The organism is Bradyrhizobium sp. CCBAU 53340 (genome assembly GCF_015291645.1).
GTDB lineage: Bacteria > Pseudomonadota > Alphaproteobacteria > Rhizobiales > Xanthobacteraceae > Bradyrhizobium.
This window is the reverse complement of the sequence record NZ_CP030055.1, coordinates 6,001,275-6,014,354: the sequence shown is the minus strand read 5'-3', so window position 1 is coordinate 6,014,354 and position 13,080 is coordinate 6,001,275. Positions and strand designations below refer to the sequence as shown.

14 protein-coding genes and 1 tRNA gene are annotated in these 13,080 nt (G+C 62.3%); 13 read left to right on the top strand and 2 right to left on the bottom strand.

Features of this window, described 5'->3' with window-relative positions:
- Positions 1-79: 79 nt before the first annotated feature.
- Entirely contained in the window at positions 80-1,858 is a 1,779-nt protein-coding gene (locus tag XH89_RS28370) for an acyl-CoA dehydrogenase (RefSeq protein WP_194463656.1), read from the bottom strand.
- Between the two features lie 255 nt (positions 1,859-2,113).
- Here XH89_RS28370 and XH89_RS28365 point away from each other — a divergent pair.
- Positions 2,114-2,188 (top strand) — tRNA-Gln (locus XH89_RS28365).
- 319 nt (positions 2,189-2,507) lie between these two features.
- Here XH89_RS28365 and XH89_RS28360 read toward each other — a convergent pair.
- Positions 2,508-3,488 (bottom strand): LysR family transcriptional regulator, encoded by a 981-nt coding sequence (locus XH89_RS28360; RefSeq protein WP_194463655.1) that lies wholly within the window; start codon positions 3,486-3,488, stop codon positions 2,508-2,510.
- 101 nt (positions 3,489-3,589) lie between these two features.
- On the opposite strand from XH89_RS28360, the gene XH89_RS28355 reads away from it, so the two are divergent.
- The 12 genes from XH89_RS28355 to XH89_RS28300 all read left to right on the top strand — a co-directional run bounded on the left by XH89_RS28355 (position 3,590) and on the right by XH89_RS28300 (position 12,920).
- Positions 3,590-4,534 (top strand): ketopantoate reductase family protein, encoded by a 945-nt coding sequence (locus XH89_RS28355; RefSeq protein WP_194463654.1) that lies wholly within the window; start codon positions 3,590-3,592, stop codon positions 4,532-4,534.
- Positions 4,535-4,538: 4 nt separating this feature from the next.
- Entirely contained in the window at positions 4,539-4,925 is a 387-nt protein-coding gene (locus XH89_RS28350) for a VOC family protein (RefSeq protein ID WP_194463653.1), read from the top strand.
- 12 nt (positions 4,926-4,937) lie between these two features.
- Positions 4,938-5,408 carry a MaoC/PaaZ C-terminal domain-containing protein gene (locus XH89_RS28345; protein WP_194463652.1) on the top strand — a complete coding sequence of 157 codons (471 nt, stop codon included), beginning with the start codon at positions 4,938-4,940 and terminating at the stop codon, positions 5,406-5,408.
- On the top strand, positions 5,405-6,631 hold the full coding sequence (locus XH89_RS28340; protein ID WP_194463651.1) for a CaiB/BaiF CoA-transferase family protein: 1,227 nt from the start codon (positions 5,405-5,407) through the stop codon (positions 6,629-6,631). Before XH89_RS28345 ends, XH89_RS28340 begins: the two co-directional genes overlap by 4 nt.
- Before the next feature lie 3 nt (positions 6,632-6,634).
- Positions 6,635-7,462 carry a shikimate dehydrogenase gene (gene aroE, locus XH89_RS28335; protein WP_194463650.1) on the top strand — a complete coding sequence of 276 codons (828 nt, stop codon included), beginning with the start codon at positions 6,635-6,637 and terminating at the stop codon, positions 7,460-7,462.
- 15 nt (positions 7,463-7,477) lie between these two features.
- Positions 7,478-8,332: a shikimate dehydrogenase gene (locus tag XH89_RS28330; protein ID WP_194463649.1), complete on the top strand. Its 855-nt coding sequence runs from the start codon at positions 7,478-7,480 to the stop codon at positions 8,330-8,332.
- Between the two features lie 51 nt (positions 8,333-8,383).
- The gene (locus XH89_RS28325; protein ID WP_194463648.1) at positions 8,384-9,052 is read left to right on the top strand and encodes an amino acid ABC transporter permease; all 669 of its coding nucleotides are present in this window, start codon (positions 8,384-8,386) and stop codon (positions 9,050-9,052) included.
- An 11-nt stretch (positions 9,053-9,063) separates the two neighbouring features.
- Positions 9,064-9,720, top strand: coding sequence for an amino acid ABC transporter permease (locus XH89_RS28320; RefSeq protein WP_194463647.1), 657 nt, complete (start codon positions 9,064-9,066; stop codon positions 9,718-9,720).
- A gap of 51 nt (positions 9,721-9,771) precedes the next feature.
- Positions 9,772-10,599 carry a transporter substrate-binding domain-containing protein gene (locus XH89_RS28315; RefSeq protein ID WP_194463646.1) on the top strand — a complete coding sequence of 276 codons (828 nt, stop codon included), beginning with the start codon at positions 9,772-9,774 and terminating at the stop codon, positions 10,597-10,599.
- 61 nt (positions 10,600-10,660) lie between these two features.
- Positions 10,661-11,407: an amino acid ABC transporter ATP-binding protein gene (locus tag XH89_RS28310; protein ID WP_194463645.1), complete on the top strand. Its 747-nt coding sequence runs from the start codon at positions 10,661-10,663 to the stop codon at positions 11,405-11,407.
- A gap of 13 nt (positions 11,408-11,420) precedes the next feature.
- Complete coding sequence (gene aroQ / locus XH89_RS28305; protein ID WP_194468661.1) at positions 11,421-11,870, top strand: type II 3-dehydroquinate dehydratase; 450 nt, start codon at positions 11,421-11,423, stop codon at positions 11,868-11,870.
- A 6-nt stretch (positions 11,871-11,876) separates the two neighbouring features.
- Positions 11,877-12,920, top strand: coding sequence for a Gfo/Idh/MocA family protein (locus tag XH89_RS28300; protein ID WP_194463644.1), 1,044 nt, complete (start codon positions 11,877-11,879; stop codon positions 12,918-12,920).
- The last annotated feature ends 160 nt before the right edge of the window (positions 12,921-13,080 follow it).

The window sequence follows — 13,080 nt, the reverse complement described above, 5'->3', positions numbered from 1 at the left end:
TCCTTCGAGGCTCGGCTTGCGATGCTTGCGCATCTCAAACCTCACACCTCAGGATGACGGGTTGGCGGCAGGCCGCCCCTTACCCCAACAACACCGCATCCGCCGCCGCGACCGACTCCGCGCTTTCCGTCACGGTTCGCTCCAGCGCGCCTGCCTGCACGGTGATGTTCTCGGCGAAGAAGCGCGCGAGCGAGACGTAGCGCGCCGCCTCGGCGTTGCCGTCGGCCTTCGCGGCGAGCGCCTCGGAGGCCAGCATGCAGCCACCGAGCGTCGCGCCGAACTGCTGCAGATAGGGCGTGGCGCCCGCGAGCGCCTCGTTCGGCGCTGACGTGACGCGTTCGAGCAGCCACTTGCTGGTGCGCCTCAAAGCCTCCAGCGCCTCGCGCAGCTTCACGCCCGTAGTGCCGAAGGCGGGATCGTTGGAGGCCTCGACCTGCTTGACCGTGGCGGAAAGCTCGTCGATCAGCGCCCACACCGAAGCGCCGCCATTGGCGGCAAGCTTGCGCGTGACGAGGTCGATCGCCTGAATGCCGTTGGTGCCCTCGTAGATCGCGGTGATGCGCGCATCGCGATAATGCTGCGCGGCGCCGGTCTCCTCGATGAAACCCATGCCGCCATGCACCTGCACGCCGAGATAGGCGACCTCGTTGCCGATGTCGGTGGAATAGCCTTTTGCCATCGGCGTCAGCAGTGCCGCGCGTGCGGCCGCATCGGCGCGAACCTTGGGATCCTTGGCGCGCATGGAGACGTCGAGCGCGACCGCGGTCGCATAGCAGATGGTGCGCGCGGCCGCCGTCTGCGCCCGCATCCGCATCAGCATGCGCTTGACGTCGGGATGCACGAAGATCGCATCCGACCCGGCGCCCTTCTTGCCGACGGCGCGGCCTTGCTTGCGCTCCTGCGCATAAGACAGCGCCAGCTGATAGGCGCGATCGGCGACGCCGACGCCCTCCAGGCCGACGCCGAGGCGGGCCTGGTTCATCATCGTGAACATGCAGCGCATGCCCTGGTTTTCTTCGCCGATCAGGAATCCGATCGCGCCGCCATGATCGCCCATGGTCATGGTGCAGGTCGGCGAGGCGTGCATGCCGAGCTTGTGTTCGACGCCGCTGGCGAAGATGTCGTTGCGCTGCCCCAGCGAGCCGTCGGCATTGACCATGAATTTCGGCACGAGGAAGAGCGAGATCCCCTTGGTGCCCTCAGGCGCATCGGGTAGACGCGCCAGCACGAAATGCACGATATTGTCGGTCATGTCGTGCTCGCCATAGGTGATGAAGATTTTCGTCCCCTTGATGCGATAGGTGCCGTCGGCCTGCTTCTCGGCGCGGGTGCGCAGCGCGCCGACATCGGAGCCGGCCTGCGACTCGGTCAGCTGCATCGTGCCGGTCCATTCGCCGGTGACGAGCTTCTCCAGGTAGATCTTTTTCAGCTCGTCGCTGCCATGCGCATCCAGCGCCTCGATGGCGGAGGCCGTCAGCAGCGGGCAGAGGCCGAAGGCGACGTTGGCGGCACTCCAGATCTCGGTGCAGGCGGCGTTGATCGCCATCGGCAGGCCCTGGCCGCCGAAATCTTCCGGCCCTGACACCGCGTTCCAGCCGCCGTCGATCCAGCGCTTGTAGGCATCCGGCCAGCCGGGCGCGGTCGTGACCTTGCCGTCGTCAAGCTTGATGCCGTGCTCGTCGCCGACCTTGTTGAGCGGAGCCAGCACATCGGTTGCGAATTTGCCGGCTTCCTCCAACACGGCCGCGACGATATCACCGTCGAATTCGCCATAATGGCCGGCTTCCACGGCGGCCTTGAGGCCGGCGCCGTGGTTGAGCGACAGCAGCATGTCAGAGATCGGCGCGCGGTAGGTCATGGCTCACTCCCGAAGACAGGTTTGGTGTCGTATTCCCATGAAACGCCGCAGGTCTCAATGGCCGCGATACGGTACCGCACCGGGCTCTCGTCCGGGCCCATAATGCCCATAATAAGGTGTGGTGCGACCGATCCCGGCGGCCCGCGGTATTTTGCCCCTCCAGGCGGTTGAAATGCCGCGCCGCTCCCTATAGACCGGCTGCGACCAGAGGGAATCTGCGGTAGCTGGTGCTTCCCCGTTCCCCTCGTCGCCTGATGGGGCGTAGCCAAGCGGTAAGGCAGCGGATTTTGATTCCGCCATTCGGAGGTTCGATCCCTCCCGCCCCAGCCAGCGCTCAAGCTGTTGAGTTCATTCGGTAAGCAGTTTCATCCCAATCAGGTCTTTTGGGCGCGTTTGGAAAAACAGATTCTATGGCTCGGTCCAGAACGAACTAAACGGCGTGGCCATGCTGGCTTATCCGAGGCTTCCAACCGAACATATACTGCGGAAGCCGCTCGGGCAGGTCTGTTTTGCCCTCATCGTAGAATAGGGTGCTACGGCGAACGAAGCGGACAACCGGTCGAGATGCGCTTGTGCGGAATTGCAGCCGTGCCGCAGTCCGCCTAGCCGCGGACTCGGGGGGCGGTTGTTGCCCCGCTGCCGGGGACCATTACGACCGCAAATCGCGTGGCCTTCGTTTCCTTGGCCGACCGGAACGATGGAGGCCTCTCACTTCCTGCTGTTGAAAGAGCTCACTGCACACGCCACGCAGCCATTGGCTTGCCGGGTCGTGATGGAAGCGGGCGTGCCAATATTGCTTCACCGTAAAGCCGGCGATCGCCAGCGGGCATTCGAGCACGCGCAGTCCGTAATAGTGCGCCAGCGTTTCGCCAATGTGCCTTGGAAGAGTGGCGATCAGGTCAGTCGTCCCGACGATTGCGGGTAGCCCCAAGAAGCCGGGCAGCTCAAGCGCGACATCAAGGACTATCTGCTGCTCCTTCAGCGCGTCGGCGAGCAATTGATGTCCGGTGCCGGAACGAATGAGGACGTGCGCCTCACGCCTGAAATCCTTTGCGGTGATGCGGTCGCCGATCCGAACATGTTTTGCGTTCGCTAGGCAGACCCAATCCTGCGGAAACAGCGCCTGCTGGAAGTGACCCGAATCGAGATCCGAGATGTAGCCGAGCGCCAGATCGGCTTCGCCGGATTGCAGCATTCGTGGGGTGTCCGCGCCGATCTGTGCTGCTTCAATGCGGATGCCCGGAGCAACACGACGAACGTGAGCGAGGATGGCGGGAAGCAGCGTGATGTGGCTCGCATCCGTCATGCAGATGACGAAGCGGCGCTTTGCGGTCGCCGGATCAAACTCAGGGCGAAGCTCAGCCAGACGGCGCAGCATCTCCAACGCTTGTCTGACCGTGCCGATGAGAGCCTCGGCGCGCGGAGTCGGCAGCATCCCCCCCGCCGACCGGATGAAGAGCGGATCGTCGAGTTCCTTTCGCAGGCGTGCCAGCCAGATCGAAATGGTCGGCTGGCTTTGACCGAGCTTTTCAGCCGCTTTGGTGACGCTGCCCGTGGTGAACAAGGCGTCAAACAGCCGGAGCAGGCGCGGGTCGAGCAGGTTCGTCTCGGAGAGGTCCCGGTGCTTCATTGCGATCTACAATAATGAATATAAGAATCATAGCATATCCGAATAAAGGGCGGACTGCTACCACGCCTCCAACGCCAAAAAGGCGCTGGAGAAACGTTCGGATGAGGATCTGCTTTATCGGAGCGGGGGCCTTGGGCTCGACCATCGGCGGCACGCTGGCACGCGGCGGTGCCGAGGTTTGGTTGATCGATCCGTTTCAGGCTCATGTCGACGCGATTAATGCCAGCGGTTTGCGGATGCTCGAGGGTGGCGCTGAGGCCACTGTAAAGCTCTCTGCGTGCACCTCCGCGGCCGAGGTCGGCATGGTGGCGGACCTCGTCATCGTCCTCGTCAAATCCTACCACACGCGGGAAGCTATCCGGGCGGCAGCGCCGATCATCGGGGCGCGCACGGTCGTGATGTCGCTTCAAAACGGTCTTGGGCACGAGGACATCCTTTCGGAGGAAGTTGGTGGTGACCGGGTCATGGCAGGCAAGACCTACGTTGGCGGCGTGCTGCTTGGCCCCGGTCATGTTCGCTCCGGAGTAGTCGGCAAGGAAACCATCATCGGCGAAATCGATGGACGCGTGACGGAACGCGCACAGCGGATTTCCGAGACGTTCAATCGTGCCGGCATTCTCACGCTGCTCAGCGACAACATCCTGGGCACGATGTGGGACAAGTTGTTCGTCAACGTCGCCGGTGGGGGAATTACCGCCGTTACCGGGCTGACCTATGGCGGCCTGTATTCACTGCCCGTCCTGGAAGAGTGTGCGCTGGCCGCAATCTCGGAGGGCATCGCCGTCGCGCAGGCCGCCGGCGTCAAGATCTCGATTGCCGACCCTCGGCGCGCTTGGACGATGGCGTCCGCTGGGCTGCCGCCCGAGTTCAAGACCTCGATGTTGCAGAGCTTGCAGTCCGGCAATCTGACCGAGGTCGATTACATTCACGGCTCGGTCGTGCGTTGGGGCGCCAAGTTCAATGTCCCGACCCCCGTCAATTCGACCCTCGTCGCGTTGATCAAAGGGCTCGAATACGCCCGCAGCGATTATCCAGGAAAGGCCTGAGACGATGTCGTTGCCCCGCGCTTATGTCGAGCACGTCGCGATTCGCGTGCCGGACGTGGATCGTCACGCCGACTTCTTTCGCAAGGTGCTTGGTCTCACCATCCGCGACGAGCAACCCGCCGATGGCCCGCGCCCGCGTCAGGTATGGGTGCTCGGAAGCGTGCAGCTCATCGAGGATCCGAACTTCGTCGGACCGGAGGGCCGTCTCGCCCATCTCGGCATCATGGTCGACGATTACGAAGGTGTGCTCGCCCGTGCCGCCGCGTGGGGCGCCAAAGCACTGCCCGCTGGCCCGAACTGGCTCGAGCTGCCCGGCGGCCTGAACGTCGAAATCTTGCAAGCCAGTGTGGGTGCCGTGGAAGCGGCGCTGGCGATCAATCCACGGGCCTGAGGAACACGCGACATGACGGATGAGCGCTACTGGGACGATGCCAAGGTCGGCGACGAATGCGTTACCTCTTCGGTAACGGTCACCGAAGCAATGGTGAATGCCTACGCCGAGCTAACGGGCGATTTCACGCCCGTCCATGTCGACGAGGAATACGCCAAGACCACACCATTCGGTACACGCGTCGCGCACGGGCTGTTTGGTCTGTCGCTGGCCGACGGTCTGAAGACCCGCGCCGACTACCGATTCCTTCCCGGAATGTCACTGGGCTGGACGTGGGACTTCAAATTGCCGATCAAGCTCGGCGACTCCGTGCACGTCAAGTTCCGCGTTGGCTCGATACGCACCACCAAGCGTGATGGGTGGGGCATCGTGGTGCTGCCCTCGGAGCTGATCAATCAGCGCGGCGAAGTGGTGCAGCTCGGCGAGCACCGGCTGATGATCCCGATGCGCCCGAAGACCAGCGCCGCGGGAGAGCAGGCATGACCGCGCAAGATCTGCCGCTCAAAGGCATTCGCGTCATCGACTACAGCCATTTCCTGGCGGGCCCGTTCATGGGCCGCTGCCTCGCCGCGATGGGTGCGGAAGTCATCAAGGTGGAGCGTCCCAGGGAAGGCGATGCGGGCCGCGCCCATGGCTATTTCAAGGACGGACAATCCGGCTACTTCCTGCAGCAGAACATGGGCAAGCAGGGGTTGTGCATCGACCTGCGCGACAGGCGTGGCCTCGACATGATGATGAAGCTGGTCGAGACAGCCGATATCTTCATCGAGAACTACCGCCCCGGCGCCCTTGATCGACTCGGGCTCGGCTACAAGGCGCTGTCGGCGCGCAATCCCAAACTGATCTACTGTTCGGTCTCCGCCTATGGTCACACCGGTCCCTATGCCGACCGTCCGGGCTTCGGCCTGATCGCAGAGGCGATGTCGGGCGCTCTGGCGCAACTGGGTAATCCCAGTGAAGCGCCGCCGCTGCTGCGCATGCCATTGGCCGACATGTACACCGGCATTCACGGCGTGGCTGCCATCAATGCCGCGCTGGTCGGCCGCGCGTCGTCCCGGCGCGGTCAACACATCGATCTGGCGCTGTACGATTGCATGGTTTCGATGCACGACTATGCGGTGCAGCGCTACTTCCTTTCCGGCGGTACCGACCTGCCGAAGCAGACTGGAAGCGGACAGCCAGACTCGACCGTCTACGGCGTCTTTCCGGCCAGGGACGGCAATCTCGTCATCGCCGCGCAAGTTGATGATGCGTGGCGGCGATTGGCCAGCATGATCGGGGGAGACACGTTGGCATCCGACGAACGCTTCACTACGCCTGCTGCGCGCAACGCCCATTATGCTGAAGCGATGGAGATCGTGCGCACCTGGACGCAGTCGCAACCATCTCGGGACGCCTGTCTTGCGGCACTTGAGGCAGCAGGTGTGCCGTCCGCTCCCGTGCAGACCATCGAAGAGGTCGTGAAGGATCCGCAGATCCATGCGCGCGGCATGCTGGTCGAGCAGGAGCATCCTGTCCTAGGCAAGGTGACGTTGCCGGACCTGCCGTTCCGCTTCTCCGACTGCGACACCACGGTGCGGATTCCGGCCCCGCTGCTCGGCCAGGACAATCGCCGCATTGCAGAGTCGCTGGGACTCTCGGCCGAGCTCATTGAGGCGATGGTGCGCGACGGCGTCCTCTACAACGAAGCCGCGATGCAGGAGTGAGCCATGAGCGATCGTTACGCGGTGATCGGCAATCCGATCGGCTTTAGCAAATCACCCCTCATCCACAGTACTTTCGCCAAGATGACGGGACAGGACGTTGTCTATGAGGCGATCGAGGCCCCACTCGATGGCTTCAACGCACGAGTTGGTCAATTCCGGACCGAGGGCGCCAAGGGGCTGAACATCACGGCCCCGTTCAAGCTCGATGCTTTCGCTTACGCAAACGAACTTTCAGAGAGCGCCGACCGAGCTGGCGCCGCAAACTGCCTGAAGTTCGAGGGCGATCGGATCATTGCCGAGAATTTCGACGGGATAGGCCTCGTGCGAGACATCACCATCAATCTCGGCGTCAAGATGGCCGGCCGGCGCGTCCTGATGCTCGGTGCCGGGGGCGCAGCGCGTGGCGCGCTGCTGCCGTTCCTGCGCCAAGAGCCGTCCGAGTTGGTTCTCGTCAACCGTACCTTATCGAAGGCCGTGGCATTGGCCGAAGAGTTTGCCGGTTGTGGTCCGCTGATCGTCAGCGGCTACGCTGAACTCGCCGATCTCGCCGAGGGCTACGACGTCGTGGTCAATGCGACCTCGGCCAGCCTGCGCGGTGAGATGCCGCCGCTTCCAGGCAATGTCTTCCGCGGTGCTGAGCTGGCGTACGAGCTCGCCTACGGCAAGGGGCTCACTCCCTTTCTGCAAGCGGCCCGCGTCGAAGGCGTAACCAAGCTGGCGGATGGCGTCGGCATGTTGGTGGAACAGGCGGCGGAAGCTTTTGCCTGGTGGCGTGGCGTTCGACCGAGCACGGCTCAGGTCATCGCCGAACTGACCGTCCCCTTGAGCTGACGCGCGATGCCGGGCATGCATCCCAAATCCAGCTTTCTCGTCGGTCTGATCGGCAGCGGCATCGCTGCGTCCCGCACCCCGCCCATGCATGAAGCGGCCGCTGACGCAGCGGGCATCCGCTATCTCTACAAGAAGATCGATCTGACTGAGTTGAAACTTGGTGCCGAAGCGCTGCCGGACTTGCTCACGGCCGCAAAGCGGATGGGCTTTGACGGGCTGAACGTGACCCATCCCTGCAAGCAGGCAATTCTTCCGCTCCTGGACGAACTTTCGCCCGACGCGGAGGCGCTTGGCGCCGTGAACACCGTGGTCATCAGGAACGGTCGAATGACCGGCCACAACACCGACTGGTTCGGCTTCGCCGAGAATTTTCGCCGCAACATGCAGGGTGCGTCGCTGGGGCGTGTCATCCAATTCGGCGCCGGTGGCGCAGGCGCGGCAGTTGCTTTCGCGCTCATGAAGCTCGGCGTGCAGGAACTGACCATCACCGACGTCGACTTAGCCAAAGCGCAGCGTTTGGTGGATAGCTTGTCCCCCCGATTTGCGGAAGGGCGCTTGAGGGTGGGCCAGGATGTCGCGGCGGCCGTCGCTGCCGCCGACGGAATTGTCAACGCGACGCCGATCGGCATGGACAAGTATCCGGGCACGCCGCTGCCGACGGCCTTGCTGCGTCGCGATCTGTGGGTCGCCGAGATCGTCTATTTCCCGCTGGAAACCGCACTGCTGCGCGCGGCGCGTACCCTGGGCTGCCGCACCGTCGATGGCGGCGGCATGGCGATCTTCCAGGGGACCGAGGCATTTCGCCTGTTCACGGGCATCTCACCTGATCCAGACGTCTTCTTCGCCACTTTTGCATCCCTGGGAGGGTGACGTCAGGCCGATGGGCGAGCGGCAGGTACAACGCCCGAGAGGAAACGCAAGATGGGCTACACGCTCGATTTCTCGGTGGTTTGGCAGGCTATGCCCGCGCTGCTGTGGGGATGCGTGGGTACGTTGGGCTTGGCGCTTGCCGGCATGACGCTCGCGATGATCATCGGAGTCGCCGGCGTCGCGGCACGCGATTCGAAGGCGGCCTGGTTGCGTGCTTTCGTGATCGGATTCGTCGAGATCGTCCGCAATACACCTTTCCTGGTACAGATCTTCTTTCTGTTCTTCGCCCTGCCGCTCATCGGATTGAAGCTCAATCCGACTGCCACGGCCATTATCGCACTCGGTGTCAATGGCGGCGCCTACGCCATCGAGATCATCCGCGGCGGGGTGCAATCCATTCACAAGGGGCAGGTGGAGGCCGGCTACGCGCTCGGACTGCACAAAGGGCAGGTGTTCCGCTTCATCGTGCTCAAGCCAGCGCTTCGCGCGATCTACCCCTCGCTGACGGGGCAGTTCATCATGCTGACGCTGACCTCTTCGATCTGTTCGGCGGTATCGGCTTACGAATTGACGTCGGTTGCCCAGCGCATCGAAAGCGACACATTCCGTAGTTTCGAGGTCTATTTCTCGGTCACCTTCCTCTATCTCGCGATCTCCTGGCTGTTGATGCTGGGCTTTGCGGTCATCTCTCACCGCTTCTTCTCATATCCGACGCGCTGACGGGGGCGATCATGACACCGCATTTTGGCCTTCCCGAGTTCGGTTTTCTGTTGCGCGGGCTGCAATGGACGGTGCTGCTGACGCTAGTCGCGTTTGTCGGTGGCTGCACGGCTGGGCTGGCGGTTGCATTGCTGCGCACCTCTGGTCACAGGAGCGTGGAATGGATCACCCGCATCTACATCGGGATATTCCAAGGCACGCCGCTGCTGCTGCAGCTTTTCGTCGTGTACTACGGATTGGCGCTAACCGGGCTGAAGCTCGACGCGTTCGTCGCGGTGGCGATCGGCTTCACCGTGAATGCCTCCGCGTTCCTCGGTGAGATCTGGCGCGGAGCGATCCAGGCCGTGCCGCGTGGCCAGATCGAAGCGGCGATGGCGCTTGGATTGCACTATTCGTCCCGCATGCGCGACATCGTGCTGCCGCAGGCAATCCGCATCTCGCTGCCCGCAACCATCGGATATCTCGTGCAGCTCATCAAGGGCACGTCGCTCGCCGCGATCGTCGGCTTCATCGAACTCGCCCGCGCCGGTCAAATCGTATCGAACCAAACCTTCCAGCCGTTGCTCGTCTTCGGCGTGGTCGGCGCGATGTATTTCATCCTCTGCTGGCCACTTTCGTGGTGGGGCAGCCGGATGGAGGCCAGGCTCGCTCTGGCCAGTCAAAGGTAGGAACGGCGCACCTACTCAATCACAAACAGCCATCACCAGGAGGAGATACTCATGTTGTTTTCATCTAATCGTCGCCAGTTCGGCATCGCGCTGCTGGCATTGGCGGCTATCGTCATCGGAGGCAAATCGCAGGCGAGCACTCTGGAAGACGTGAAGAAGAAGGGCGTTGTCGTCATCGGCATTCAGGGCGACAATCCTCCCTGGGGCTATGTCGACAGCTCGGGAAAGCAGGATGGCATCGATGCCGATATGGGGCGGGCCTTCGCTGACTATCTCGGCGTGAAGGCCGAGTTCGTACCGCTGGCGGTGGCCAATCGCATTCCGGCGCTGACCACAGGTCGCGTGGACATTCTGTTTGCGACCATGGCCATGCTGCCCGAGCGAGCAAAGGCGGTGCAGTATTCCAAGCCTTACGTCGCCAACGAGATCACGCTTGTCGCTGCCCAGGCGACGCCGATCAACAGCAATGCCGATATGGGCAAATTCGTTATCGGCGTTCCGAGATCCTCCACACAGGATACCCAGGTCACCAATAGTGCTCCCGCGGGCACTGAAATCCGCAGGTTTGATGATGATGCTGCGACGATCCAGGCGCTGCTGTCCGGGCAGGTGCAAGCCGTCGGCGCAAACAGCTTCTACCCGCAGCGTCTGAACGCCGCAAAGCCCGAACTTGGGTTCGAGCCCAAGCTTCACTTCACCGCGCTGTATAACGGGGCCTGCACGCGCCTCGGGGACAAGGAGTGGAACGAGACGGCCAACAAGTTCATCGACCAGATCAAGTCGAACGGCAAGTTGGCCAGCTTCTACGCCAAGTGGATGAAGGCGCCCGTGCCGGTCTTCCCGGAGGCGGTCGCCGGCGTTCCCTTCACAGTTCAGTAGCCACTGCGAGCGGCCGGCGCACGATCCGCGTCGGCCGCTGTCCAATAGCGGAGCCGAATCCATGCAGGACAATATCCTGATCGAAATGAAGGGCGTGCAGAAGTGGTACGGCGGGTACCAGGCTCTCCGCGACGTCGATCTCACCGTGCGCAAGGGCGAGAAGATCGTGCTCTGCGGTCCGTCCGGCTCGGGCAAGTCAACGCTGATCCGCTGCATCAACCGTCTCGAGGCGATCCAGCAGGGCAGCATCGTGGTGAACGGTCATCGGCTGGACGACAGCATCAAGGCCATCGATGTCGTACGTCAGGACGTCGGCATGGTCTTTCAGAGCTTCAATCTCTTTCCGCATATGACGGTCTTGCAGAACTGCATGCTCGCGCCCATCCGCGCGCGCCGCATCGGCAAGCCCGAGGCGGAGGCGATTGCGCGAAAATACCTCGAGCGCGTGCGCATCGGTGACCAGGCTGAGAAGTATCCGGCTCAGCTTTCGGGCGGTCAGCAACAACGCGTCGCGATCGCGCGTGCGCTCTGCATGCAGCCCAAGGTCATGCTGTTTGACGAACCGACCTCGGCACTCGATCCTGAGATGGTCAAGGAGGTGCTCGATACGATGATCGGCCTTGCCAACGACGGCATGACCATGATTTGCGTCACCCACGAGATGGGCTTTGCCCGCCAGGTTGCCGATCGCGTCATCTTCATGGCCGAAGGCCAGATCATCGAAGAAGGCGCGCCCGACGCATTCTTCCGCAATCCCCAACACGCCCGCACCAGGCAGTTCCTCGGCGAGATCCTTGCCCATCATTGAACGGAGTTCTTCCATGAGTCGCCTTGTCTATGTCCTCAACGGACCAAATCTCAATTTGCTCGGCAAGCGCCAGCCCCACATCTATGGCCACGAGACGCTTGCGGACGTGGAGCGGGATTGCCGGGCGCTGGCCAAGGAGCTTGGCCTGGAGCTTCGCTTCCATCAATCCAACCGGGAATACGAGCTGATCGACTGGATCCACGAGGCGCGCGAGACGGCTGCCGGGATCGTGATGAATCCGGCGGCTTTCACCCACACGTCGGTCGCCATCCTTGATGCCTTGAACACGTTCGAAGGGACCGTGATCGAGGTGCATATTTCCAACGTGCACAAGCGCGAGGAATTCCGCCATCACTCGTTTGTCTCCAAAAGAGCTGATGGGGTCATTGCGGGCTTCGGCACGCAAGGTTATCTGCTCGGCTTGCGTCGTGTGGCCAAGCTGCTTGATGAGCAGAAGGAATAGTATCGCATGAGTGCACCCGTCCGCCTCTCAGTGATGGGAGCAGGTCTCATCGGCAAGCGACATATCGAGCACATTTTCGCGCGGCCTGAGGCGATACTGTCATCAATCGTCGATCCGATGCCCTCGGCCCGAGAGTTGGCGGTTTCGCTGAAGGTGGATTGGTTTCCGTCCTTTCAGGACATGCTCTCCGGAAATCGGCCGGAAGGGGTGGTTATTGCCACCCCCAACCAGATGCACGTGGCCAACGGCATGGATTGTATCGCAGCTCGCATCCCGGCGCTCATCGAGAAGCCGTTAGCGGATGAAGTCGTCGCTGCTCAGACCCTGGTCGAAGCCTCCGAGCGGGCGGGCGTGCCGCTGCTTACCGGCCATCACCGCCGCCACAACCCGATGATCCAACGCGCCAGGGCGGAGATTGACGTCGGTCGGCTCGGCCAGATCGTGTCGGTGCATGGCATGTTCTGGCTGATCAAGCCGGACGATTATTTTGATGTGGCTTGGCGTCGCGAAAAAGGGGCCGGGCCTGTTTTCCTGAATCTCATCCACGACGTCGACCTGCTGCGGTACCTGTGTGGGAATATCGTCGCGGTGCAAGCCGCTCAATCCAATCGGCTCCGTAGAAATGCGGTCGAAGAGACCGCGGTGATCATCCTGCACTTCGCCTCGGGCGCGCTGGGAACGGTCAATGTCTCCGATACCATCCAGTCGCCTTGGAGCTGGGAATTCACCGCCGGTGAGAATCCAGCCTACAGCCATACGCAGGAGGCGTGTTACCAGATCGGTGGCACGAGGGCATCGCTGGCCATTCCGCAACTCGATCTATGGCATCACCCAAGCAAGGCCAGCTGGTGGGCGCCGATCGAGCGCGAGCGGTTGAGCTACGAGAAGGAAGACCCGCTTGGCCGGCAGATCGCCAACTTCTGTGGGGTTATCCGCGGTACGGCCGAGCCCCTGGTGAGCGGGCTTGAAGGGCTGAAAACCCTCAGAGTGATCGATGCTGTCAAACGCGCGGCGGAGACCGGAGATCTCGTGTCGGTGCGAAATTCGTAAGGTCCCTTTTCATTTTTGGAAACAAACGCGTCGATATTGTTATGGAAGTCGCGTTGCAGAAGCTCTGACAAAGCACGCCTCGCCAACTCCCATCCGTATTGCTCTCGCGCTCGCTCTTCGCGCGACTGCCCGATCCCGGCCGCATCTCCAAATCGATCAT

Excerpts from the sequence above, each read along its gene's own strand:
- XH89_RS28370 (WP_194463656.1), bottom strand. The coding sequence starts at position 1,858 with ATGACCTACCGCGCGCCGATCTCTGACATGCTGCTGTCGCTCAACCAC.
- XH89_RS28360 (WP_194463655.1), bottom strand. The coding sequence starts at position 3,488 with ATGAAGCACCGGGACCTCTCCGAGACGAACCTGCTCGACCCGCGCCTG.
- XH89_RS28355 (WP_194463654.1), top strand. The coding sequence starts at position 3,590 with ATGAGGATCTGCTTTATCGGAGCGGGGGCCTTGGGCTCGACCATCGGC.
- XH89_RS28350 (WP_194463653.1), top strand. The coding sequence starts at position 4,539 with ATGTCGTTGCCCCGCGCTTATGTCGAGCACGTCGCGATTCGCGTGCCG.
- XH89_RS28345 (WP_194463652.1), top strand. The coding sequence starts at position 4,938 with ATGACGGATGAGCGCTACTGGGACGATGCCAAGGTCGGCGACGAATGC.
- XH89_RS28340 (WP_194463651.1), top strand. The coding sequence starts at position 5,405 with ATGACCGCGCAAGATCTGCCGCTCAAAGGCATTCGCGTCATCGACTAC.
- aroE (WP_194463650.1), top strand. The coding sequence starts at position 6,635 with ATGAGCGATCGTTACGCGGTGATCGGCAATCCGATCGGCTTTAGCAAA.
- XH89_RS28330 (WP_194463649.1), top strand. The coding sequence starts at position 7,478 with ATGCATCCCAAATCCAGCTTTCTCGTCGGTCTGATCGGCAGCGGCATC.
- XH89_RS28325 (WP_194463648.1), top strand. The coding sequence starts at position 8,384 with ATGGGCTACACGCTCGATTTCTCGGTGGTTTGGCAGGCTATGCCCGCG.
- XH89_RS28320 (WP_194463647.1), top strand. The coding sequence starts at position 9,064 with ATGACACCGCATTTTGGCCTTCCCGAGTTCGGTTTTCTGTTGCGCGGG.
- XH89_RS28315 (WP_194463646.1), top strand. The coding sequence starts at position 9,772 with ATGTTGTTTTCATCTAATCGTCGCCAGTTCGGCATCGCGCTGCTGGCA.
- XH89_RS28310 (WP_194463645.1), top strand. The coding sequence starts at position 10,661 with ATGCAGGACAATATCCTGATCGAAATGAAGGGCGTGCAGAAGTGGTAC.
- aroQ (WP_194468661.1), top strand. The coding sequence starts at position 11,421 with ATGAGTCGCCTTGTCTATGTCCTCAACGGACCAAATCTCAATTTGCTC.
- XH89_RS28300 (WP_194463644.1), top strand. The coding sequence starts at position 11,877 with ATGAGTGCACCCGTCCGCCTCTCAGTGATGGGAGCAGGTCTCATCGGC.